This window comes from Citrobacter sp. Cf116, assembly GCF_030336505.1.
GTDB classification, from domain to species: Bacteria; Pseudomonadota; Gammaproteobacteria; order Enterobacterales; family Enterobacteriaceae; genus Citrobacter; species Citrobacter freundii.
Window position 1 is genome coordinate 169,365 of sequence record NZ_JAOWEQ010000034.1, and the last position, 22,137, is coordinate 191,501.

Below are 22,137 nucleotides of genomic sequence, written 5' to 3' on the forward strand. Positions count from 1 at the left end.
AGGAACAACGATGCGACAGAAAGCAATTATTGCCACAGCGTTTGCCACCCTTGTCTCCACCAGCACTTTCGCTGCCGACCTGCCGGGCAAAGGCATTACCGTACAGCCAATCCAGAGCACTATCTCTGAAGAATCCTTCCAGACGCAGTTAGTCGCCCGTGCGCTGGAGAAACTGGGTTACACCGTTAACAAAACCAGCGAAGTTGACTACAACGTCGGCTATACCTCCATTGCCTCTGGCGATGCAACTTTTACCGCCGTGAACTGGCAGCCGCTGCATGATGATATGTACGCCGCGGCGGGCGGAGACAAAAAGTTTTATCGCGAGGGGGTATTCGTTACGGGTGCCGCACAGGGTTATCTGATCGACAAAAAAACCGCTGAGCAGTACAAAATCACCAATATCGCCCAGTTAAAAGATCCGAAGATCGCCAAAATCTTTGACACCAACGGTGACGGAAAAGCCGATATGATGGGCTGTTCACCGGGCTGGGGTTGTGAAGCAGTAATCAACCACCAGAACAAAGCTTTCGATTTGGAAAAAACCGTCGAAGTCAGCCACGGTAACTATGCAGCGATGATGGCTGACACCATTACCCGCTTCAAAGAAGGTAAACCCATTCTTTACTACACCTGGACACCGTACTGGGTCAGCGACGTAATGAAGCCGGGTAAAGATGTGGTCTGGCTGCAGGTGCCGTTCTCTTCCCTGCCTGGCGAGCAGAAAGATATTGATACCAAGCTGCCAAACGGCGCCAACTACGGCTTCCCGGTGAACACGATGCATATTGTCGCCAATAAAGCCTGGGCGGAGAAAAACCCGGCTGCGGCGAAACTGTTTGCCATCATGAAGCTGCCGCTGGCGGATATCAACGCGCAAAACGCAATGATGCACGACGGGAAAGCGTCTGAAGCCGACGTGCAGGGTCACGTTGACGGCTGGATCAAAGCCCACCAGCAGCAGTTTGACGGCTGGGTGAACGAAGCGCTGGCCGCGCAGAAATAACCCACTCGCAGGCCTGATGAGCGTAGCGTCATCAGGCACAATAACCATACCAATGCCGGATGGTGGCGCGATGCGCCTTATCCGGCCTATCCACCCTCCACCAATCGCACAATCCATCACTCAACAAATCAGCAACATTTAATCACTTCCGTTATGATTGTTTTCTGCAATCCATTATTCAGTTGAAAACCATGACGAAAACAACTCAGGGACTTAGCCCTTCGCTAATCCTGTTAATGTCTATCGCCACCGGCCTCGCCGTCGCCAGTAACTATTATGCGCAGCCGCTGCTCGACACCATCGCGCGCAACTTTTCGCTCTCTGCCAGTACCGCAGGGTTTATCGTCACCGCGGCCCAGCTCGGCTACGCCGCCGGCCTGCTGTTCTTAGTGCCGCTCGGCGATATGTTTGAACGCCGGATGCTGATTGTCTCCATGACACTGTTAGCGGCTGGTGGCATGCTGATCACCGCCAGCAGCCAGTCGCTGGGTATGCTGATCCTCGGTACTGCCCTGACCGGGCTGTTCTCGGTAGTGGCACAGATTTTGGTTCCGCTGGCGGCAACGCTTGCCACACCGGACAAGCGCGGTAAAGTTGTTGGGACGATTATGAGCGGCCTGCTGCTAGGTATTCTACTGGCGCGCACCGTGGCGGGATTACTGGCGAATCTTGGCGGCTGGCGCACCGTATTTTGGGTCGCATCAGTATTAATGGCGCTGATGGCGGTTGCACTGTGGCGCGGCCTGCCGAAGATGAAATCCGATACCCATCTCAACTATCCGCAGCTGTTAGGCTCCGTATTCAGCCTGTTTATTCACGATAAATTGCTGCGTACCCGCGCGATGCTGGGCTGCCTGACTTTTGCCAATTTCAGTATTCTGTGGACCTCGATGGCATTTTTGCTCGCCGCGCCACCGTTTAACTATTCGGAAGGAATGATTGGTCTGTTCGGTCTGGCGGGTGCCGCAGGGGCGTTAGGCGCACGTCCGGCGGGCGGTTTTGCCGATAAAGGTAAATCCCACCTGACCACAACTATGGGGCTGCTATTACTACTGCTCTCCTGGCTTGCTATTTGGTTTGGGCATGCTTCAGTCCCCATGCTGATTATCGGTATTCTGGTGTTGGACCTCACCGTTCAGGGAGTGCACATCACCAACCAGACGGTTATCTATCGCATTCATCCTGACGCGCGTAATCGCCTGACCGCCGGATACATGACCAGCTATTTTATTGGCGGAGCGGCAGGTTCGCTGATTTCAGCCTCTGCCTGGCAGCATGCCGGGTGGGCTGGCGTTTGTCTGGCAGGTACGACCGTTGCCATACTCAACCTGTTGGTCTGGTGGCGAGGTTTTCACCGTCAGGAAGCCGTAAATTAAGCGTATAACGCATGTTTACCGCTGATTGGGCCCCACAGGGTGTTAAGGAGCCCATCAGTCTGCTAAGGTTATAACTCATTGAACCAAGTTATATTAATTTCGGTAATGAAACCTATAACCCTATGGAAAGCCCTGTACCCCAGTCTGAATCCAGTTCGGCAACGTTAACGGAAGGATTCAAAGACAGCCTGCCAATAGTTATCAGCTATATTCCGGTCGCTTTTGCATTTGGTCTCAATGCCACTCGCCTTGGCTTTACGCCGGTTGAAAGCGTCTTTTTCTCCTGCATTATCTATGCGGGAGCCAGCCAGTTTGTCATTACCACCATGCTCGCCGCAGGCAGTTCGCTGTGGGTCGCCGCGCTGACCGTCATGGCCATGGATGTCCGTCATGTTTTGTACGGCCCTTCCCTGCGTAGTCGGATCGCCCAGCGACTGAGTAAACCCAAAAGCGCGCTGTGGGCTTTTGGCCTTACCGATGAAGTCTTTGCCGCTGCAACGGCGAAACTGGTACGGGATAACCGGCGCTGGAGTGAAAACTGGATGATCGGCATTGCGCTATGCTCCTGGGCCTCCTGGGTGTTTGGTACGGTGCTCGGCGCGTTTTCCGGCAGTGGTTTACTCAAAGATTACCCGGCGGTTGAAGCGGCACTGGGCTTCATGCTCCCGGCGCTGTTTATGAGCTTCCTGCTCGCGTCATTCCAACGAAAACAGGCGCTCTGCGTGACTGCGGCCCTGGCCGGGGCGCTGGCTGGCGTCATGCTGTTTTCCATCCCTGCCGCTATCCTTGCAGGTATTGTCTGTGGATGCCTGACGGCGCTCATCCAGTCATTTTGGCAAGGAGGTCCTGATGAGCTATGAAGTTCTGCTACTTGGCCTGTTGGTCGGCTGCGTAAATTACTGTTTTCGCTATTTGCCGCTCCGTCTTGGGGTCGGCAATGTTCGCCCGACGAAGCGCGGCGCGACGGGCATATTACTCGACACTATTGGCATTACATCAATTTGCGCCCTGCTGGTGGTGTCTACCGCGCCAGAAGTGATGCACGACGCTCGTCGGTTCGTGCCTACTCTGGTGGGGTTTGTCATACTGGGTGCAAGCTTCTATAAGACCCGCAGCATCATCATTCCAACGTTACTGAGTGCTCTGGGCTATGGATTAGCCTGGAAAATGCTGGTTGTCTTATAGATAAAAACAATCATTTTAAATTAATAATACATTTACTTTATTTGTCACCGTCGTTACTATATCGGCTGAAATTAATGAGGTTATACCCAAATGGATAGTTCGTTTACGCCCATTGAACAAATGCTAAAATTTCGCGCCAGCCGCTACGAAGAGTTCCCTTATCAGGAAGTGCTTCTGACTCGTCTATGCATGCACATGCAGGGCAAGCTGCTGGAAAATCGCAATAAGATGCTGAAAGCTCAAGGGATTAACGAGACGTTGTTTATGGCGTTGATTACGCTGGAGTCTCAGGAAAACCACAGTATTCAGCCTTCTGAACTGAGTTGTGCGCTTGGCTCGTCACGTACTAACGCTACCCGCATCGCGGATGAGTTAGAAAAACGTGGCTGGATCGAACGTCGCGAAAGCGATAACGATCGCCGCTGTCTGCATCTGCAATTGACCGAGAAAGGCCATGCATTTTTGCAAGAGGTGTTACCGCCTCAGCATAATTGCCTGCACCAGCTCTGGTCGTCTCTTAGCACCACCGAAAAAGATCAGCTTGAGCAAATTACCCGTAAACTCCTGACCCGTCTTGATCAGATGGAGCAGGATGGCGCGGTGTTAGAAGCGCTGCGCTAAGGCGTTGACTCGCTCAGAAATCCAGATTTATAAATGAAAAAACCGACAGGCCAGCACGCATACTGCTGGCCTGTCTGATAAACAGGTCGGCTCAGCCGATGTGAATAAAAAGAAGATCGTGGAGAACAACATGAGCGCAAATGCGGAGACTCAAACCCCGCAGCAACCGGTCAAGAAGAATGGCAAACGTAAAAGTCTGCTTCTCCTTCTGACCTTGCTCTTTATTATCATTGCCGTGGCATATGGGATTTATTGGTTTTTAGTACTGCGTCATTACGAAGATACAGACGATGCATACGTGGCAGGGAACCAGGTTCAAATCATGGCGCAGGTATCAGGCAGCGTGACGAAAGTCTGGGCTGATAACACTGACTTTGTAAAACAAGGCGATGTGCTGGTCACCCTCGACCAGACAGATGCCAAACAGGCATTTGAAAAAGCCAAAACTGCGCTGGCCTCCAGCGTGCGTCAGACGCACCAGTTGATGATCAACAGCAAGCAGTTACAGGCCAACATTGAAGTGCAGAAAACAGCTCTGGCGCAGGCACAAAGCGATTTTAATCGCCGAGTCCCGCTGGGCAACGCCAACCTGATTGGCCGCGAAGAGCTGCAACATGCGCGTGATGCCGTCGCCAGCGCTCAGGCTCAGCTTGATGTCGCAATCCAACAATATAATGCTAACCAGGCAATGATTCTCGGCAGCAAGCTGGAAGATCAACCCGCCGTACAACAGGCCGCCACCGAAGTGCGCGATGCCTGGCTGGCGCTGGAACGTACCAGAATTGTCAGCCCAATGACCGGTTATGTATCCCGCCGCGCCGTACAGCCTGGTGCGCAGATTAGCCCAACCACGCCGTTAATGGCGGTTGTTCCGGCCACCAACCTGTGGGTGGATGCCAACTTCAAAGAAACACAGCTCGCCCACATTCGTATTGGTCAACCCGCGACGGTTGTCAGCGATATTTATGGCGATGACGTGAAATATACCGGTAAAGTTGTCGGCCTCGATATGGGAACGGGCAGCGCCTTCTCCTTGCTGCCAGCACAAAACGCGACCGGGAACTGGATCAAAGTCGTCCAGCGTCTGCCGGTGCGTATCGAACTGGATGCGCAGCAGCTGGCACAGCATCCTCTGCGGATCGGTTTGTCTACGCTGGTTACAGTCGATACTTCCAATCGTGACGGACAAATTCTGGCAAGCCAGGTCCGCACCACGCCGGTATCAGAAAGTAATGCACGTGAAATCGACCTTGCTCCGGTCAATAAGATGATCGAAGAGATCGTGCGGGCCAACGCGGGCTAATTCAAAGGTGCGTGTGATGCAACAGCAAAAACCGCTGGAAGGCGCGCAGCTCGTCATAATGACGATCGCGCTGTCCCTGGCGACATTCATGCAGGTGCTGGACTCCACCATTGCTAACGTGGCGATCCCCACTATCGCCGGGAACCTCGGCTCTTCATTGAGCCAGGGAACCTGGGTGATCACCTCATTCGGGGTAGCGAACGCTATCTCTATTCCGATCACCGGCTGGCTGGCAAAACGCTTTGGCGAAGTAAGACTCTTTATGTGGTCAACTATCGCCTTCGTCATTGCGTCATGGGCATGCGGGATGTCCACCAGCCTGAACATGCTGATTTTCTTCCGCGTAATCCAGGGTATTGTCGCCGGTCCATTAATTCCGCTGTCACAGAGCCTGTTGCTGAATAACTATCCACCCGCCAAGCGTTCCATCGCCCTCGCGCTATGGTCGATGACGGTGATTGTTGCCCCGATATGTGGTCCTATTCTGGGGGGCTATATCAGCGACAACTATCACTGGGGCTGGATATTTTTTATCAACGTGCCAATCGGGGCTTCGGTGGTATTGATGACGCTGCAAACCCTGCGCGGTCGGGAAACCAAAACCGAGCAGCGGCGCATTGACGCCATTGGTCTGGCACTGCTGGTCATCGGTATCGGCAGTTTGCAGATTATGCTCGACCGCGGCAAAGAGCTGGACTGGTTCGCCTCGCAGGAGATTATCATCCTGACGGTGGTCGCCGTGGTTGCTATCAGCTTCCTGATCGTCTGGGAACTTACCGACGAGCACCCCATTGTCGATCTCTCGCTGTTTAAATCGCGTAACTTTACCATCGGCTGCCTGTGTATTAGCCTGGCCTATATGCTCTACTTCGGTGCCATCGTCTTGCTGCCGCAGCTGTTGCAGGAGGTATACGGCTATACGGCAACCTGGGCCGGTCTGGCGTCCGCGCCGGTAGGGATTATTCCGGTGATCCTGTCGCCAATTATCGGCCGCTTCGCGCACAAGCTGGATATGCGTCGGCTGGTGACGTTCAGTTTTATTATGTACGCCGTCTGTTTCTACTGGCGTGCGTGGACTTTCGAGCCGGGTATGGACTTTGGCGCATCGGCCTGGCCGCAGTTTATTCAGGGGTTCGCAGTAGCCTGCTTCTTTATGCCGCTGACGACCATTACGCTGTCCGGTTTACCGCCTGAGCGTCTGGCGGCTGCATCGAGCTTGTCTAACTTTACGCGAACGCTAGCCGGCTCTATTGGTACATCGATTACAACAACGATGTGGACTAACCGTGAGTCGCTGCACCATGCGCAATTGACGGAATCCGTTAACCCCTACAACCCAAATGCTCAGGCAATGTACGACAAGCTGCAGGATTTAGGGATGACGCACCAGCAGGCGTCAGGGTGGATAGCCCAGCAGATCACTAATCAGGGTCTGATTATTTCCGCCAACGAAATCTTCTGGATGTCGGCGGGGATCTTCCTGGTTTTGCTTGGTCTGGTGTGGTTCGCTAAACCGCCCTTCGGCGCGGGCGGCGGCGGCGGTGGAGCGCATTAACTATCTGATAAAAGGGATCTGCGGATCCCTTTTTTATTGTGGCCAGCATCAGAAATAATATTTGAATCTCAGGCGTCCGCCGTAACGTGCATCTTCGCTGTTGTCGCCATTGTTCGGATCGGCCTCAACCCATGAGGCATAAGCACCGAGATAGATATTAAAGTTTTTCATATCCATCACATTGGGGAATAAATATGAGGCATGAATAGTGTGAATGTCATAATTGCCGGGATCGGTGATCCAGCAATCGTTCTCACAAACGGCATCGATATTGGTAGCATTGAAGGCTTCGATTTTGTTATGCGCATAGATATAGCCCAGTTCGAATCGATGCCACAACGCGTTCACCCCAGCGGTAAAATCGGTCTCATCGGTCGCGTCCATATAAGCAGTATTCAGGTTAATCACCGCGCCGTCTTCCGCATCGGTTTTTTGTCCGTCCCAGGTCATGGTAAAACCATACCCCGTACGATCGGACTGATCGATCCACTTCCCGTTCTCATAATAGCCGTAGGCGTTGTTAACGACGTTACTTTCTATCGCCACTGCCGTCGAGAAACGCCCGTTTTGCCAGGCGATCACCGGGCGCACGTAAGCCACGTTTTTATCATTGGTTAAGTCCATCCCGTGGTACTGCTTCTCGGTATAGAGCGTACTGCCATTTTCCATCAATGTATTCACTTCAAAATACCAGTTATCGATGGTTTTACTGATCAGGAAATTACCGCCGCTGTCGCTACGTCCACGCCCCTCTTTCATCATATAAATATAGCCATAGCCATCACTGTAAAGATCATTCGCCGTATTACCTGAATATTCAATAAACGTATCCTGATTCAGCGGGAACATATCGTACGCTTCAAAACGTCCGACCTTAATTTGCCAGTCTTTTTCCTGGCCAAAAAAGAACACTGCATCATCGAGATTCATTTTTCCGGTCAGGTCTGCCAGCGGCTGAACTGAGAATCCGGCGAAATTACCGTTGTTCAGTCGTTGGTAGCCATCAAACCCTAATAGCAGACGCCCGTTGATATCCCAACGTTCATTCGTTCCCGGCGCCCAATCTTTATTTGCCGAAGTTCTGGTTGATGTCAGACTACCAGAGCGGCTTGCCGCATCCATATTAAACTCAACGTCGCCATAGAACTTGATATCGCTAAAACCGGATAGCGTTAACTTGGGTGGATTTTCCGTAGAGGCGGAGGGTTCAGCAGACTGTACTTGCACCGTCGGCGCTGCAGCTACCTGCTGCTGCCTCAGCGAGCGAATTTGCGATTCAGCATCTGCAGCTCGCTGTTCGGCATTAATCACGCGCTGCTCCAGTTCGACAAGACGCTGTTCAATAGCGGTATTTGCTGCCCAAAGGTTATGCGAAAAGCAAGCGCCGACCACAAGCGCTAAATATTTCACCTTCATTTTTTATCCCTAAAGTTTAATGTATACCAGATAAGATTTGATAAAAACCCCATCCACCAGCGATGAAAAGAGTCTTTTTATTACCTGGATACCTGGCGTATTCCATTATGTTTTTCTATTAATTATTTATGATTTTTGATTTATGTGATCGGTGTGGGCTGGCATCGTTAATTATCCATTATTTTCTGTTTGCCAGATCACGTTTTATTATTTAACAGGTCACCCATTAATTAACTGAAATTATATTCCTGTCGTAAATATAATAGATATAGATTATATTACGAAATAAAAAACCCCGGACATAAACCGGGGTTAATTTAAATACTGGAACAGTTAATCAATAAGACTAAATATGCAGTTCCTGCAATTTCTCTTTCGGCAGCGCCAGCTCTTCATTGCTGTTCACGCGTACATCCCGCTCCAGAATATGACGCGCGATATCCTGTGCTTCGCTAAGAGAGTGCATCTGATACGTACCGCACTGGTAAACGTTCAGCTCCGGGATCTGGTTCTGATCCTGTACTTTCAGCACGTCCGCCATTGCCGCTTTCCACGCATCGGCAACACGCTGCTCGTCCGGCGTACCAATCAGGCTCATGTAGAAGCCGGTACGGCATCCCATCGGAGAGATATCAATAATCTCAACGCCATTACCGTTCAGGTGGTTACGCATAAAACCTGCAAACAGGTGCTCCAGCGTATGGATACCTTTCTCAGGCATGACTTCTTTGTTCGGAATGCAGAAACGCAGATCAAACACGGTGATTGCGTCGCCATGCGGGGTATTCATCGTTTTTGCAACCCGGACTGCGGGAGCTTCCATCCGGGTGTGATCGACAGTAAAACTATCTAACAACGGCATTTAGCCACCTCCGATAAATTTTTTAAAAATAATCTGAACTCTTTGTTCCGGGGCGAGTCTGAGTATATGAAAGACGCGCATTTGTTATCATCATCCCTGTTTTCAGAGATGAAATTTTGGCCACTCCCGAGTGGCCTTTTTCTTTTGTATCAAGCGTGCTTTTCCAGCCACACGCTAAACGGCTCAGTATCAGCCGCTTCTATCTCCTGCTGACGACGCTTCGAAGCCTCGGTTTCAGCAATAAATTCAGCTTCCTGCAATATTTCTAATGGCTCTTCACGCAGCAGATTTCGGTAAGCCTCACCCAGCGCTTTGCCCGTGCCGCCAATGCCTTCATCAATCATAGACCGTAGGATCCGGGCAGAGAAAGTCAGTTCAGGATTGTCAAAACAGACAACCAGTTCATCACAGACCTTCTGATACTCCTCTCCCCCATCGATGCTGTCCAGCGTTTGTGCCACACGTTTAAGATCGCGGAACAAATCTTTCCCAACCTTAGGCAGCGGGAACTGGGCTGTTTCACAGCCAATACCTAACGTCAGTCCAGGCTTACGCCCTTCGAGAATCACACGATTCCAGTTTTTACGCGTGCACAGCAATTCATCGCTGCTCATTTCCGGGGCATCGGCCAGCGCACACCAGACCATAAACAGATCGAGGAAGCGCACCTGCTGCTCGTCCACGCCGATCGGTGAGAACGGGTTGATATCAAGCGAGCGTACTTCGATGTACTCGATACCGCCACGCAGAAGCGCATCAGATGGTGTTTCACCACGACGAGTAACGCGTTTCGGGCGGATAGGCGCATACAGCTCATTTTCAATCTGCAGAACGTTGCTGTTGATTTGCAGACGCTTACCGTCTTTCTCCAGACCGATCGCCGCGTACTCCTCGGAAGGAGTCTTAATCGCGCGCTTTAATCCTGCCACATACTCATGCAAATCGTTAAACGTAATTCCAAGATTGCTTTGCGACTTATTGGTATAGCCCAAATCACTCAGACGCAACGAGGTCGCGTACGGCAGGTAGTACATCCCGCAGTCGGTTTTTTCAAACGGCAGGGTTGTTGGTTTTCCTTGCAGGAATGAGGAACAAATGGCCGGAGAGGCGCCAAACAGATACGGGATCACCCAACCAAAACGGTAGTAGTTGCGGATCAGACGGAAGTAGCCCGCGGAGATCTTCTCTTTAGCATCTTCGCCTTCGGTTACGCCGCACTTCGCCTGCCAGAAAGCCATTGGCAGCGAGAAGTTGTAGTGTACGCCTGAGATTGTCTGCATCAACGCACCGTAACGGTTTTTAAGGCCTTCACGGTACAGCGTCTTCAGGCGACCGGTGTTCGACGTGCCGTACTGCGCCAGTTCGATATCCTGGCCTTCGGCAATATAGCAAGGCATGCTCAACGGCCACATACGCTCGTCGCCCAGGTTTCTGGCGGTATAACGATGCAGGTCGCGCATGAATGTGAGCATTTTCTCAATGTCATCGCCTGGCGGAGTGATAAATTCCAGCAGCGCTTCGGCAAAGTCAGTAGTTATCCATTTATGCGTTAGCGCTGAGCCTAACACCTCAGGATGGCCTGTCGTTGCTAATGACCCATCTGCATTAACACGCAGCGTTTCGCGCTCCAGACCACGTTGAATCCCCTTTAACGCCTGAGGATGGTTTTCCAGCCAGGCCAGCGCCTGTGATACGTCCGGGATCAAATTGACCTCCCGCCTGTCAAAATCGTTTTAATTAGCATAATGGTATTGGTTACCCTGAAGGCTATCTCACAACACAATTAGTGCCACCACATAATGCCTTGCGTCGTAACCGCTGCGACAACAACATAGCGCAGCGCCTTGCCAAGGCATAAGAAAAAGAGAACTGGACCCCACGAGATGCGCATCCACCCGGCTAACAGGCACAATAAATCACCTACAACCGGCATCCAGCTTAATAATAGTGTGACAGCGCCATAGCGCTGCAGCCAGCCAGTGGCTTTTTCTTGCCAGCGCGATGTTTTACGCAAAGGAAAGAAACGCCCAAGGATAACGTTAGTTAACCCTCCAAGGCTATTACCCATTGTTGCTGTTAAGACTAAGACCCAGGGATGACTTATCCCGGAGACCAGCAAAGCAACTAAAACGACTTCAGAATTACCGGGTAATAGCGTGGCGCTGAGAAAACTGCTGGCAAACAGTGACAGGAGCGACAGTCCATCACTCACAATAACCGGACATCCACGGCGTCCATTCCCGCAGCGTGCGCCGCCTGTATTCCAAAATCGGCATCTTCAAACACGACGCAACGAGCCGGAATAACCCCCATACGTTCGGCACAAAGCAAAAACGTATCAGGAGCAGGTTTGTGGCGTTGTACGTGATCGGCTGCGACGACAGCATCAAAATAGCGACGCAGTCCAAGGTGAGCGAGCAGCGCTTCTGCAATTGCGCTTTCACTCCCCGTTCCTACCGCCATAGGCCGGCGACCATACCAGGCTTTCACGACGTCAACCAACGGTAGAGGCTGGACGCTATCCAGCAACATGCTTTTCACCTTGTCAGTTTTCTCGCGCGCTAAGGCATGGGGGTCAAGATCGGCATGATTCAATTCAATTACCGACTGGGCAATACGCCACGTTGGGGAGCCGTTGAGGGCGACCATGGCTTGTTCATCAAACCGCAGCCCATAATGCCCCAATACCTCATGCCACGCCTTACGGTGCGTTGGCTCAGTATCCAGGATGGTGCCATCCATATCAAAAATCAAACCCGCATAACGTTCGTACATCGTCTTCTCACAAGCCGAATGACCAGACGTTATTTTATCGTAATTGATTGATTTTGTCGCTGACAGCGAATTGAGGGGTGTTCAGAGAGTATGTGGAAATAATTTAAAGGGGGAGATGGTGCATCCGGGAGGATGACTCACTAGCGTTCGCCCTGCGGGCCGTTGCTGGAGCAACGTTATCCTTCCTGGTGCTCGCGATTATCTCGCAGACCATGAAACAACAGTTTTGCTGCTATCTCGGAGAAGATGGTGCATCCGGGAGGATTCGAACCTCCGACCGCTCGGTTCGTAGCCGAGTACTCTATCCAGCTGAGCTACGGATGCATCGGGAATTGCTGATTACTACTGATACTGCAAAGAAGATGGTGCATCCGGGAGGATTACTCGGCTGCGCCTCGCCCTGCGGGCCGTTGCTGAAGCAACGTTATTCTCCCTGGTACTGGCGATTATCTCGCAGACCATGAAACAACAGTTTTGCTGCTATCTCGGAGAAGATGGTGCATCCGGGAGGATTCGAACCTCCGACCGCTCGGTTCGTAGCCGAGTACTCTATCCAGCTGAGCTACGGATGCATCAGGAAAACTTACTTACTGCAGATTTGATATCGCTACTAAAGTGATATCGATTTCCGTAACAACGCTAATGCGTTATTGCAGAGAAGATGGTGCATCCGGGAGGATTCGAACCTCCGACCGCTCGGTTCGTAGCCGAGTACTCTATCCAGCTGAGCTACGGATGCAAATGGCGGTGAGGCGGGGATTCGAACCCCGGATGCAGCTTTTGACCGCATACTCCCTTAGCAGGGGAGCGCCTTCAGCCTCTCGGCCACCTCACCAACACGCCTCTTGCGAGTGCTTCGAAGAACTTGTTTCTGCTCATCGTCGCTGCGTGGCGCACATATTACTTTCTGGGACTTATAAGTCAAACAATTTTTCCAGAGCTTTTATCGTTTGCACATTTCACGCGCAATTAGTCTGCAAAAACGGCAAAAAGAGTGTTTTATCAACAGATAAATTGGCAATTTCCTGAAGCAGTGAACAAACGGAAACTTCGTCGGGAAAGGCATTACGCCCAGTAGAATCGAAAAAATGGGGAGGACGAAGAAGAAAAGAGAAGAAAAGAAAAGAAAAAGGGTGACTCAATCAGGTTGCGCCTCACCAGAAAGGTGAGACGCGAAAACCTTAGTAACTGGACTGCTGGGATTTTTCAGCCTGGATACGCTGGTAGATCTCTTCACGATGGACAGAAACTTCTTTCGGGGCGTTTACGCCAATGCGCACCTGGTTGCCCTTCACCCCTAAAACTGTCACGGTGACCTCATCGCCTATCATGAGGGTCTCACCAACTCGACGAGTCAGAATCAGCATTCTTTGCTCCTTGAAAGATTAAAAGAGTCGGGTCTCTCTGTATCCCGGCATTATCCATCATATAACGCCAAAAAGTAAGCGATGACAAACACCTAAGTGTAAGCAGTCACGGCATCACATTCTGTTAAACCTAAGTTTAGCCGATATACACAACTTCAACCTGACTTTATCATTGTCGATAGCGTTGATTCGCATGCCGTAACTTAGGGTTTCGGCATGCGCTGACGCTTATAGTTATTACAGTTTTGCGCTGACCCAGCCTTTCACACTGGCTAACGCTGCAGGCAGAGCCGCTGCATCCGTACCACCGGCTTGCGCCATGTCCGGACGACCGCCACCCTTACCGCCGACCTGCTGAGCGACCATTCCAACCAGTTCCCCTGCTTTCACGCGATCTGTCACGTCCTTAGACACACCCGCAATCAGAGAAACCTTACCTTCCACTACCGTTGCCAGAACGATAACGGTAGACCCCAGTTGATTTTTCAGATCATCAACCATGGTACGCAACATTTTCGGCTCAACGTCCGCGAGTTCACTGACCAGCAGCTTCACACCGTTGATATCAACCGCTTTGCTGGAAAGATTTGCACTCTCCTGCGCCGCAGCCTGTTCCTTCAATTGCTGCAATTCTTTTTCCAGTTGACGTGTACGCTCCAGCACGGAACGAACTTTGTCAGCGATATTCTGGCTATCGCCTTTCAGCAGCTGCGCAACATCGCTTAAGCGATCGCTCTCAGCATGCACGGTTTGTATAGCGCCTTCACCGGTTACCGCTTCGATACGACGAACGCCTGCCGCAGTACCTGACTCGGACACTATGCGGAACAGACCGATATCACCCGTACGGCTGGCGTGAGTACCGCCACACAGTTCGGTAGAGAAATCACCCATGCTCAGAACGCGCACATGGTCGTCATATTTCTCGCCAAACAGCGCCATTGCGCCTTTGGCTTTTGCCGCTTCGAGATCCATGATGTTCGTTTCAATCGGCAAGTTGCGACGGATTTGCGCATTCACCAGATCTTCAACAGCACGGATTTCAGCAGGCTTCATCGCTTCGGTATGAGAGAAGTCGAAGCGCAGTAGTTTATCGTTAACCAGCGAGCCTTTCTGTGCCACATGTGTGCCCAGAACCTGGCGCAGCGCCGCGTGCATCAGATGCGTTGCGGAGTGGTTCAGGCGAATACGCGCACGACGTGCTTCATCCACATCAGCCTGTACTGCATCACCAATTTTCAGAGAACCCGCAGACAGCTTGCCAATGTGACCAATGGCCTGGCCATATTTCTGTGTGTCGCTAACGGCAAACGCAAAACCTGCGCCTTTCAGTTCACCCTTATCGCCAACCTGACCACCAGACTCCGCATAGAACGGCGTCTGATCCAGTACGACAACAGCGTCCTGACCTGCGTTAATTGCGTCTACCGCTTTACCATCAACAAACAGCGCGGTGACTTTGCCGTTCAGTTCCAGGTGCTCGTAGCCTTTAAATTCAGAGGCGCCATCAACACGAATCATTGCATTGTAGTCTGCGCCAAAACCGCTGGCTTCACGTGCGCGACGGCGCTGTTCTTCCATTGCAGCTTCAAAGCCAGCTTCATCAACCTTGATGTTACGCTCGCGGCAAACGTCTGCCGTCAGGTCAACCGGGAAACCGTAAGTGTCATACAGACGGAATGCGGTTTCGCCGTCCAGCGTATCGCCAGACAGTTTTGCCAGTTCTTCATCCAGCAGCGCCAGACCACGCTCCAGAGTACGTGCAAACTGCTCTTCTTCGGTTTTCAGAACCTGCTCAACCATAGCCTGCTGACGCTTCAGTTCTTCACCTGCAGAGCCCATGACGTCCACCAACGGACCAACCAGCTTGTAGAAGAAGGTATCCTTCGCGCCCAGCATGTTGCCATGACGTACCGCGCGACGAATGATACGGCGCAACACATAGCCACGGTTTTCATTCGACGGCACAACGCCATCAGCAATCAGGAACGCACAGGAACGGATATGGTCGGCGATAACGCGCAGCGACTTGTTGCTCAGATCGGTCGCGCCGGTGACTTTCGCCACGGACTCAATCAGTGAACGGAACAGGTCGATTTCATAGTTGGAGTTAACGTGTTGCAGCACGGCCGCAATACGCTCCAGACCCATACCGGTATCCACGGACGGTTTCGGCAGCGGTTCCATGGTGCCGTCAGCCTGACGGTTGAACTGCATGAAGACGATGTTCCAAATCTCAATGTAGCGATCGCCATCTTCTTCTGCGCTTCCCGGAGGCCCACCCCAGATATGGTCGCCGTGGTCGTAGAAAATTTCGGTGCATGGACCGCAAGGACCGGTATCACCCATCTGCCAGAAGTTGTCGGAAGCATAAGCCGCACCTTTGTTATCACCGATGCGGATGATACGTTCGCGCGGAATACCGACTTCTTTTTCCCAGATTTCATAGGCTTCATCGTCAGTTTCATAGACGGTGACCCACAGACGCTCTTTTGGCAGGGCAAACCAGTTTTCACCGGTCAGTAGTTCCCATGCATATTGAATAGCATCGTGTTTGAAGTAATCGCCGAAGCTGAAGTTGCCCAGCATTTCGAAGAAAGTGTGGTGACGTGCAGTGTAACCGACGTTTTCCAGGTCATTGTGCTTACCACCCGCACGTACACAACGCTGCGAGGTGGTTGCGCGGGAATAATTACGCTTGTCGAGGCCAAGGAAAACATCCTTGAACTGGTTCATCCCGGCGTTGGTAAACAACAAAGTAGGGTCATTGTTCGGTACCAGGGAGCTGCTGGCAACTACCTGGTGTCCTTTACTATGGAAAAAATCGAGAAACGCCTGACGGATCTCAGCGGTGCTCTTGCTCATAATTATCCTGAAGAAATCAAGCTAACGAAATGTCATTACCAGCATCGGCAAGCAAACTGCGCCTCTGGCAATCGAAAAGTGGGAATAAGATAAGTTTTCTTTACTGGGAAGTAAAATCCCGTATGCGGTCAATCGTCAAAATTTCGCCATATTGCCTGAATATCTTCCATCAGATAGCCGCGATAGAGCAAAAAACGCTGGACCTTTACCTTATCTGAAAAATCGACAGGTAAAGGTTCACCGTACTTCCGAATGGCCTGCTCACGCGCAAGCACTGCCCAGTCAATTTCGCACTCACGCATGGCCCGCTCGATAGCTTCACGCGTGATCCCTTTTTGGTTTAATTCCTGGCGCACCCGGGCAGGTCCATAACCTTTGCGGCTACGGCTGGCGATAAACTGTTGCACGAAGCGATCATCATCCAGATAACGACTTTCAATACACCAGGCGATGACCTTGTCGTAATCCTCCGGCGTGGCATCAATTTCTTCTGGTCCATTTTTCCCCATCACCGGAGCGGCCAGCTTGCGCCGCAGTTCCTGCTCGCTGTGATCGCGCATCGCCAGAATACGTACGGCGCGGTCAAGCAGTCGGGAATAAGCGGAACGGCGGGAAGTTGCTTCTGTCATAGTAAACCTTCAGAAATGAAAAAGGGCTGCATGATATGCAGCCCTTTACTATATGCGATTCAAAACAGATTATCAGAAATCTTCGTTCGTTTCTTTTACGTCTTCGCCGCTGTCATCAACGGAGAAATCAGGCGTTGAATCCTGGTTATTGAGCAGTAGCTCACGTAATTTCTTCTCAATTTCTTTCGCAGTTGCCGGGTTTTCTTTCAGCCAGTTGGTCGCATTCGCTTTACCCTGACCGATTTTCTCACCGTTGTAGCTGTACCATGCACCAGCTTTTTCAATCAGCTTCTCTTTCACGCCCAGGTCAACCAGTTCGCCGTAGAAGTTGATGCCTTCACCGTAAAGGATCTGGAATTCAGCCTGTTTGAACGGCGCTGCAATTTTATTTTTCACAACCTTAACGCGGGTTTCGCTGCCGACCACGTTGTCACCTTCTTTCACCGCACCAATACGACGGATATCCAGACGAACAGACGCATAGAATTTCAGGGCGTTACCACCGGTGGTGGTTTCCGGGTTACCGAACATAACGCCAATCTTCATACGGATCTGGTTGATGAAAATCAGCAGCGTGTTGGACTGCTTCAGGTTACCGGCCAGCTTACGCATCGCCTGGCTCATCATACGCGCCGCAAGGCCCATGTGAGAGTCGCCAATCTCGCCTTCGATTTCAGCCTTCGGCGTCAATGCGGCAACGGAGTCGACAACGATAACGTCAACCGCACCGGAGCGCGCCAGCGCATCACAGATTTCCAGCGCTTGCTCACCGGTATCCGGCTGAGAACACAGCAGGTTATCAATATCAACGCCAAGCTTACGGGCATAGACCGGGTCCAGTGCGTGTTCTGCATCGATAAATGCACAGGTTTTACCTTCACGCTGCGCAGCGGCAATAACCTGCAGGGTCAGCGTTGTTTTACCGGAGGATTCAGGCCCGTAGATTTCGACGATACGGCCCATTGGCAAACCGCCCGCGCCCAATGCGATATCCAGAGAAAGCGAACCGGTGGAGATAGTTTCCACATCCATGGAACGGTCTTCACCCAGGCGCATGATGGAGCCTTTACCGAATTGCTTTTCGATCTGACCCAGCGCTGCCGCCAACGCTTTCTGTTTGTTTTCGTCGATAGCCATTAATTACTCCTGTCATGCCGCTTTCGGGTTAAACCGCGAAACGTGATAGATAATGTTCTGTTGAGGCAATTATACTGTATACTCATACAGTATCAAGTATTTTGTAGAAATTGTTGCCACAGGGTTTGTAACGCGTAGGCGGTCGCCTGTCGACGGACCGCATCGCGATCGCCGCTAAAGCATTCCCGGCGGGTAATCCCCTCGCCGCTCGCGCTGGCAAAGGCAAACCATACCGTTCCCACGGGTTTTTCTTCACTACCGCCATCCGGCCCCGCAATACCGCTTATCGAAACAGCGAAATGCGCGCGGGCGGCTTTTAACGCGCCTATCGCCATCTCCACCACCACAGGCTCACTCACCGCGCCATGCTGGGCCAGCGTCTCTTCGCGCACGCCAATCATCTGCGCTTTGGCTTCATTGCTGTAGGTCACAAACCCACGTTCAAACCAGGCGGAGCTTCCGGCAATATCCGTAATCGCTTTGGCTACCCAGCCGCCGGTGCAGGATTCCGCCGTCGTCATGGTTGCCCCGCGCGCTTTCAGCGCCAGGCCAACCTGCTCGCTTAACTGCATCAGTTCACTGTCGGTCATTTCAGCCTCTGTCAGTTAAAAAAATATGCCGGACAAGATAGCACTTTCATGACCAATGTGGGGATGGGGAGAACGTTTTACGAGGGGGATTCCAAAAATTGCTCCGTTGCACAAATAAGACCTGCCGGATGGCGATGCCAGGACATCTTATCCGGCCTACCAGAGATATCTTCCGGTAGGCCGGTGGAGCGATTACTGTACGCGCGCCAGCGCCACCGCCTGACCTAACTGCCAGACTGCCATCGCGTAATGCGTGCTGTGGTTATAGCGGGTAATCGTGTAGAAGTTCGGCAGTCCGTACCAGTACTGATAACCCGTGCCAATATCCAGGCGCAGCAGGCTGGCCTGCTGATGATTCCCCAACGACTGCTGCGGCGTCAGACCCGCGGCAGCAAGCTGAGAAATGCTGTACTGGGTTTTAAAGCCGTTCGCAAGCCCAGGTGCCTGACCATTTGCCGGAACCGCGACCGTATCGCCTTTCACCCAGCCGTGGCCCTTGAAGTAGTTCGCCACACTACCGATGGCATCAACCGGATCCCACAGGTTAATGTGTCCATCGCCATTGAAATCAACGGCATATTGTTTATAGGAAGACGGCATAAACTGGCCGTATCCCATTGCCCCCGCGAAAGAACCTTTCAAATCGAGCGGATCGTCGCTTTCATCTCGCGCCATCAGCAGGAAGGTTTCCAGTTCACCAGAGAAGTATTCCGCACGACGAGGATAGTTAAACGACAACGTCGCCAGCGCATCCAGAATCCGCGTTTTACCCATCACGCGGCCCCAGCGAGTCTCTACACCAATAATACCGACAATAATTTCCGGCGGAACTCCGTAGACCTGCCACGCACGGTTCAGCGCATCTTCATATTGATTCCAGAAAGCCACGCCGTTTTGCACGTTGTCAGGTGTGATGAACTGTTTGCGATAGCGCAGCCATGCGCCGTTAGGTCCGGCTGGCGGTTGAGTCGTCGGTGCCTGGCGGTCCATCAAACGCAATACCGAGTCCAGACGCTTGGCCTGCGACAGGATCTCCTGCAGCTGCTGGCGGTCAAAGCCGTGCTTGTTCACCATTTTCTCGATGAACTGCTGCGCGTTCGGATTATTGGCAAAATCGCCGCCCGTTTGCATGACGTTGTGCTGTGGCTCAAGCAGGAAGCCGCCGGATGGCGCACCCGTAGTCGTTTGAGTCTCTGAAGGTTTAGGTTTGCTGCTACAGGCAGCGAGCAGTACGAAAAGGGGGAGTAACGCTACATAACGACGCTTGAACATGAGACATCCATTAAACAAATTCAGCCTGGGAGAAGTATGGTAAAGCATCCTCCGCCATACAAGGAAGCGGTAGTCGCTCTCCTTCACAGAATTTACATCCCCTTTCATCTCTGACCATCACATTTGCGAGCTTTCACGCAAAAACTTTCAAATTAAAATATTTATCTTTTATCTTGAGATCAAAATAACACTTTTATATCTTTCAATCTGATTAAAATCAGCCACCGTTTGGCAAGATAACTAAAAATCCCTACAGGAGAGAATAATGATCGACACCATCACACTCGGTGCTGAGTGGTTTATCGGGCTGTTCCAGAAAGGCGGAGAAGTGTTTACCGGCATGGTGACCGGTATTCTGCCCCTGCTGATCAGTCTGCTGGTCATCATGAATGCGCTGATTAACTTTATCGGTCAGCAGCGCATTGAACGTTTTGCCCAGCGTTGCGCCGGAAACCCGCTGTCCCGCTATTTGCTACTGCCGTGCATCGGCACATTTGTATTTTGTAACCCAATGACGCTGAGTCTGGGTCGCTTTATGCCAGAAAAATACAAGCCCAGTTACTACGCCGCCGCGTCTTACAGTTGCCATTCCATGAACGGCTTATTCCCGCACATCAACCCCGGCGAACTGTTTGTCTATCTGGGGATCGCCAGCGGACTGACCACGCTGGGGCTTCCGCTTGGCCCACTGGCGGTGAGCTATTTACTGGTCGGTCTGGTGACCAACTTCTTCCGTGGCTGGGTGACCGATTTCACCACCACTATCTTCGAGAAAAAAATGGGCATTCAACTTGAGCAGAAGGTACATCTGGCGGGAGCAACATCATGACACGTATTCGTATTGAAAAAGGCACCGGCGGCTGGGGTGGCCCGCTTGAACTGGATGCCGTTCCGGGCAAGAAAATTGTCTATATCACCGCAGGAACTCGCCCCGCGATCGTCGACAGGATAGCAAGCCTGACCGGCTGGCAGGCCGTTGATGGCTTCAAAGAGGGCGAGCCGCCGGAGAGCGAAATTGGTGTGGCGATCATCGACTGCGGCGGCACGCTGCGCTGTGGGATCTACCCTAAACGCCGTATACCGACGGTGAATATTCACGCTACGGGTAAATCCGGCCCACTGGCTCAGTACATTGTCGAAGATATCTATGTCTCTGGCGTAAAAGAGGAAAATATTACTGTTGTCGGCGAAGCGTCCGCCACGCCAACGCCCGCAAGCAGCAGCATGGGACGCGATTACGACACCAGCAAGAAAATTACCGAGCAAAGTGATGGTCTGTTGGCAAAAGTGGGGATGGGCATGGGTTCAGCCGTTGCGGTTCTGTTCCAGGCCGGGCGCGACACCATCGATACCGTCCTGAAAACTATTTTGCCATTTATGGCGTTCGTCTCAGCACTGATCGGCATCATTATGGCTTCGGGTCTGGGGGACTGGATTGCCCATGGACTTGCACCACTGGCCAGCCATCCGCTGGGATTGGTCACTCTGGCACTTATCTGCTCTTTCCCACTGCTGTCGCCTTTCCTCGGCCCCGGTGCGGTTATCGCCCAGGTTATCGGCGTGCTAATCGGTGTACAGATTGGTTTGGGGAATATTCCCCCACATCTGGCGCTACCAGCCCTGTTCGCCATTAACGCCCAGGCCGCATGTGACTTTATTCCTGTCGGGCTGTCGCTTGCCGAAGCGCGTCAGGACACGGTCCGCGTCGGCGTGCCATCTGTTCTGGTGAGCCGCTTTCTGACCGGCGCGCCAACCGTTCTCATCGCCTGGTTTGTTTCCGGCTTTATTTACCAATAAGAGGCACTCAAAAATGACCGTGATTTATCAAACCACCATCACCCGTATCGGCCAGAGCGCCCCGGATGCATTGTGCGACCAGATGCTGATTACCTTTCGTGAAGGCGCGCCCGCGGATATCGAGGAGTTTTGCTTCATCCATTGCCACGGCGAGCTGAACGGTTCGTTGCAAGCTGGGATCCAGTTTGAACTAGGCCAGCATCACTACCCGGTCACCGCCGTTGGCAGCGTGGCGGAACAAAACTTACGTGAACTCGGGCATATCACTCTGCGCTTTGACGGACTGAGTGAAGCGGAATTCCCCGGTACCGTACACGTTGCAGGTCCCGTACCGGACGGTATTGCGCCGGGCTGTATTTTGAAGTTTGTTGCTTAAGATTG

Annotated in this window: 21 protein-coding genes and 4 tRNA genes; 10 read left to right on the top strand and 15 right to left on the bottom strand. The window is 52.1% G+C overall.

All coding sequences use genetic code 11. From position 1 onward, the window contains the following. The first annotated feature begins 10 nt into the window (after positions 1-10). The 7 genes from proX (at position 11) to emrB (ending at position 7,046) form a co-directional block, all read left to right on the top strand. Positions 11-1,006, top strand: a complete 996-nt coding sequence (gene proX / locus OGV74_RS06275) for a glycine betaine/L-proline ABC transporter substrate-binding protein ProX (RefSeq protein WP_003037288.1) — start codon at positions 11-13, stop codon at positions 1,004-1,006. A 191-nt stretch (positions 1,007-1,197) separates the two neighbouring features. After that, positions 1,198-2,382 (top strand): MFS transporter, encoded by a 1,185-nt coding sequence (locus OGV74_RS06280; RefSeq protein ID WP_003839673.1) that lies wholly within the window; start codon positions 1,198-1,200, stop codon positions 2,380-2,382. A gap of 122 nt (positions 2,383-2,504) precedes the next feature. Continuing rightward, positions 2,505-3,242, top strand: a complete 738-nt coding sequence (locus OGV74_RS06285; RefSeq protein WP_003839672.1) for an AzlC family ABC transporter permease — start codon at positions 2,505-2,507, stop codon at positions 3,240-3,242. Further along, positions 3,232-3,567 (top strand): L-valine transporter subunit YgaH, encoded by a 336-nt coding sequence (ygaH, locus tag OGV74_RS06290; RefSeq protein WP_003037297.1) that lies wholly within the window; start codon positions 3,232-3,234, stop codon positions 3,565-3,567. Before OGV74_RS06285 ends, ygaH begins: the two co-directional genes overlap by 11 nt. A gap of 90 nt (positions 3,568-3,657) precedes the next feature. After that, complete coding sequence (gene emrR / locus OGV74_RS06295; RefSeq protein ID WP_003037300.1) at positions 3,658-4,188, top strand: multidrug efflux transporter EmrAB transcriptional repressor EmrR; 531 nt, start codon at positions 3,658-3,660, stop codon at positions 4,186-4,188. A gap of 130 nt (positions 4,189-4,318) precedes the next feature. Further along, positions 4,319-5,491, top strand: a complete 1,173-nt coding sequence (emrA, locus tag OGV74_RS06300; RefSeq protein ID WP_003037303.1) for a multidrug efflux MFS transporter periplasmic adaptor subunit EmrA — start codon at positions 4,319-4,321, stop codon at positions 5,489-5,491. Between the two features lie 16 nt (positions 5,492-5,507). Beyond that, a complete protein-coding gene (gene emrB, locus OGV74_RS06305) occupies positions 5,508-7,046 on the top strand; it encodes a multidrug efflux MFS transporter permease subunit EmrB (protein WP_086504472.1) in 1,539 nt (512 codons plus the stop codon). Positions 7,047-7,094: 48 nt separating this feature from the next. On the opposite strand, the gene OGV74_RS06310 is transcribed toward emrB, so the two are convergent. From OGV74_RS06310 to mltB, 15 genes are all read right to left on the bottom strand, one after another. After that, on the bottom strand, positions 7,095-8,462 hold the full coding sequence (locus OGV74_RS06310) for a carbohydrate porin (protein WP_086504473.1): 1,368 nt from the start codon (positions 8,460-8,462) through the stop codon (positions 7,095-7,097). Positions 8,463-8,808: 346 nt separating this feature from the next. Then, positions 8,809-9,324: an S-ribosylhomocysteine lyase gene (luxS, locus tag OGV74_RS06315; RefSeq protein WP_003037312.1), complete on the bottom strand. Its 516-nt coding sequence runs from the start codon at positions 9,322-9,324 to the stop codon at positions 8,809-8,811. 149 nt (positions 9,325-9,473) lie between these two features. Further along, positions 9,474-11,030: a glutamate--cysteine ligase gene (gene gshA, locus OGV74_RS06320; RefSeq protein WP_003037314.1), complete on the bottom strand. Its 1,557-nt coding sequence runs from the start codon at positions 11,028-11,030 to the stop codon at positions 9,474-9,476. A gap of 77 nt (positions 11,031-11,107) precedes the next feature. Beyond that, positions 11,108-11,536, bottom strand: a complete 429-nt coding sequence (locus tag OGV74_RS06325) for a YqaA family protein (protein WP_003037317.1) — start codon at positions 11,534-11,536, stop codon at positions 11,108-11,110. Further along, positions 11,533-12,099 carry a fructose-1-phosphate/6-phosphogluconate phosphatase gene (gene yqaB / locus OGV74_RS06330; RefSeq protein ID WP_003037319.1) on the bottom strand — a complete coding sequence of 189 codons (567 nt, stop codon included), beginning with the start codon at positions 12,097-12,099 and terminating at the stop codon, positions 11,533-11,535. The genes OGV74_RS06325 and yqaB overlap by 4 nt, the downstream gene beginning before the upstream one ends. Before the next feature lie 247 nt (positions 12,100-12,346). Continuing rightward, a tRNA-Arg gene (locus OGV74_RS06335) sits at positions 12,347-12,423 on the bottom strand. A 171-nt stretch (positions 12,424-12,594) separates the two neighbouring features. Next, positions 12,595-12,671: transfer RNA gene (locus OGV74_RS06340), tRNA-Arg, on the bottom strand. A gap of 90 nt (positions 12,672-12,761) precedes the next feature. Next, positions 12,762-12,838, bottom strand: a tRNA-Arg gene (locus OGV74_RS06345). Between the two features lie 3 nt (positions 12,839-12,841). Beyond that, positions 12,842-12,934: transfer RNA gene (locus OGV74_RS06350), tRNA-Ser, on the bottom strand. Between the two features lie 346 nt (positions 12,935-13,280). Beyond that, positions 13,281-13,466 (bottom strand): carbon storage regulator CsrA, encoded by a 186-nt coding sequence (csrA, locus tag OGV74_RS06355; protein WP_000906486.1) that lies wholly within the window; start codon positions 13,464-13,466, stop codon positions 13,281-13,283. A gap of 237 nt (positions 13,467-13,703) precedes the next feature. Further along, a complete protein-coding gene (alaS, locus tag OGV74_RS06360) occupies positions 13,704-16,331 on the bottom strand; it encodes an alanine--tRNA ligase (protein WP_003037323.1) in 2,628 nt (875 codons plus the stop codon). 128 nt (positions 16,332-16,459) lie between these two features. Continuing rightward, positions 16,460-16,960, bottom strand: a complete 501-nt coding sequence (gene recX, locus OGV74_RS06365; RefSeq protein ID WP_003037326.1) for a recombination regulator RecX — start codon at positions 16,958-16,960, stop codon at positions 16,460-16,462. A gap of 72 nt (positions 16,961-17,032) precedes the next feature. After that, the gene (recA, locus tag OGV74_RS06370; protein ID WP_003037330.1) at positions 17,033-18,097 is read right to left on the bottom strand and encodes a recombinase RecA; all 1,065 of its coding nucleotides are present in this window, start codon (positions 18,095-18,097) and stop codon (positions 17,033-17,035) included. A 92-nt stretch (positions 18,098-18,189) separates the two neighbouring features. Beyond that, positions 18,190-18,687: a nicotinamide-nucleotide amidase gene (gene pncC / locus OGV74_RS06375; protein WP_048218485.1), complete on the bottom strand. Its 498-nt coding sequence runs from the start codon at positions 18,685-18,687 to the stop codon at positions 18,190-18,192. A gap of 192 nt (positions 18,688-18,879) precedes the next feature. Further along, on the bottom strand, positions 18,880-19,959 hold the full coding sequence (mltB, locus tag OGV74_RS06380; RefSeq protein WP_003037336.1) for a lytic murein transglycosylase B: 1,080 nt from the start codon (positions 19,957-19,959) through the stop codon (positions 18,880-18,882). Positions 19,960-20,224: 265 nt separating this feature from the next. Between mltB and srlA the strand changes: the two genes are divergently transcribed. Genes srlA through srlB form a run of 3 tightly spaced genes read left to right on the top strand, consistent with a single transcriptional unit; the run spans position 20,225 to position 22,132 of the window. Continuing rightward, entirely contained in the window at positions 20,225-20,788 is a 564-nt protein-coding gene (srlA, locus tag OGV74_RS06385; protein WP_003037339.1) for a PTS glucitol/sorbitol transporter subunit IIC, read from the top strand. Beyond that, positions 20,785-21,756, top strand: coding sequence for a PTS glucitol/sorbitol transporter subunit IIB (gene srlE, locus OGV74_RS06390; protein WP_003840246.1), 972 nt, complete (start codon positions 20,785-20,787; stop codon positions 21,754-21,756). Before srlA ends, srlE begins: the two co-directional genes overlap by 4 nt. Before the next feature lie 13 nt (positions 21,757-21,769). Next, positions 21,770-22,132, top strand: coding sequence for a PTS glucitol/sorbitol transporter subunit IIA (gene srlB, locus OGV74_RS06395; RefSeq protein WP_003846051.1), 363 nt, complete (start codon positions 21,770-21,772; stop codon positions 22,130-22,132). The last annotated feature ends 5 nt before the right edge of the window (positions 22,133-22,137 follow it).

Excerpts from the sequence above, each read along its gene's own strand:
- luxS (WP_003037312.1), bottom strand. The coding sequence starts at position 9,324 with ATGCCGTTGTTAGATAGTTTTACTGTCGATCACACCCGGATGGAAGCT.
- emrA (WP_003037303.1), top strand. The coding sequence starts at position 4,319 with ATGAGCGCAAATGCGGAGACTCAAACCCCGCAGCAACCGGTCAAGAAG.
- recA (WP_003037330.1), bottom strand. The coding sequence starts at position 18,097 with ATGGCTATCGACGAAAACAAACAGAAAGCGTTGGCGGCAGCGCTGGGT.
- srlB (WP_003846051.1), top strand. The coding sequence starts at position 21,770 with ATGACCGTGATTTATCAAACCACCATCACCCGTATCGGCCAGAGCGCC.
- OGV74_RS06285 (WP_003839672.1), top strand. The coding sequence starts at position 2,505 with ATGGAAAGCCCTGTACCCCAGTCTGAATCCAGTTCGGCAACGTTAACG.
- proX (WP_003037288.1), top strand. The coding sequence starts at position 11 with ATGCGACAGAAAGCAATTATTGCCACAGCGTTTGCCACCCTTGTCTCC.
- recX (WP_003037326.1), bottom strand. The coding sequence starts at position 16,960 with ATGACAGAAGCAACTTCCCGCCGTTCCGCTTATTCCCGACTGCTTGAC.
- OGV74_RS06310 (WP_086504473.1), bottom strand. The coding sequence starts at position 8,462 with ATGAAGGTGAAATATTTAGCGCTTGTGGTCGGCGCTTGCTTTTCGCAT.
- OGV74_RS06280 (WP_003839673.1), top strand. The coding sequence starts at position 1,198 with ATGACGAAAACAACTCAGGGACTTAGCCCTTCGCTAATCCTGTTAATG.
- srlA (WP_003037339.1), top strand. The coding sequence starts at position 20,225 with ATGATCGACACCATCACACTCGGTGCTGAGTGGTTTATCGGGCTGTTC.
- pncC (WP_048218485.1), bottom strand. The coding sequence starts at position 18,687 with ATGACCGACAGTGAACTGATGCAGTTAAGCGAGCAGGTTGGCCTGGCG.
- srlE (WP_003840246.1), top strand. The coding sequence starts at position 20,785 with ATGACACGTATTCGTATTGAAAAAGGCACCGGCGGCTGGGGTGGCCCG.
- csrA (WP_000906486.1), bottom strand. The coding sequence starts at position 13,466 with ATGCTGATTCTGACTCGTCGAGTTGGTGAGACCCTCATGATAGGCGAT.
- yqaB (WP_003037319.1), bottom strand. The coding sequence starts at position 12,099 with ATGTACGAACGTTATGCGGGTTTGATTTTTGATATGGATGGCACCATC.
- alaS (WP_003037323.1), bottom strand. The coding sequence starts at position 16,331 with ATGAGCAAGAGCACCGCTGAGATCCGTCAGGCGTTTCTCGATTTTTTC.
- emrR (WP_003037300.1), top strand. The coding sequence starts at position 3,658 with ATGGATAGTTCGTTTACGCCCATTGAACAAATGCTAAAATTTCGCGCC.
- ygaH (WP_003037297.1), top strand. The coding sequence starts at position 3,232 with ATGAGCTATGAAGTTCTGCTACTTGGCCTGTTGGTCGGCTGCGTAAAT.
- emrB (WP_086504472.1), top strand. The coding sequence starts at position 5,508 with ATGCAACAGCAAAAACCGCTGGAAGGCGCGCAGCTCGTCATAATGACG.
- mltB (WP_003037336.1), bottom strand. The coding sequence starts at position 19,959 with ATGTTCAAGCGTCGTTATGTAGCGTTACTCCCCCTTTTCGTACTGCTC.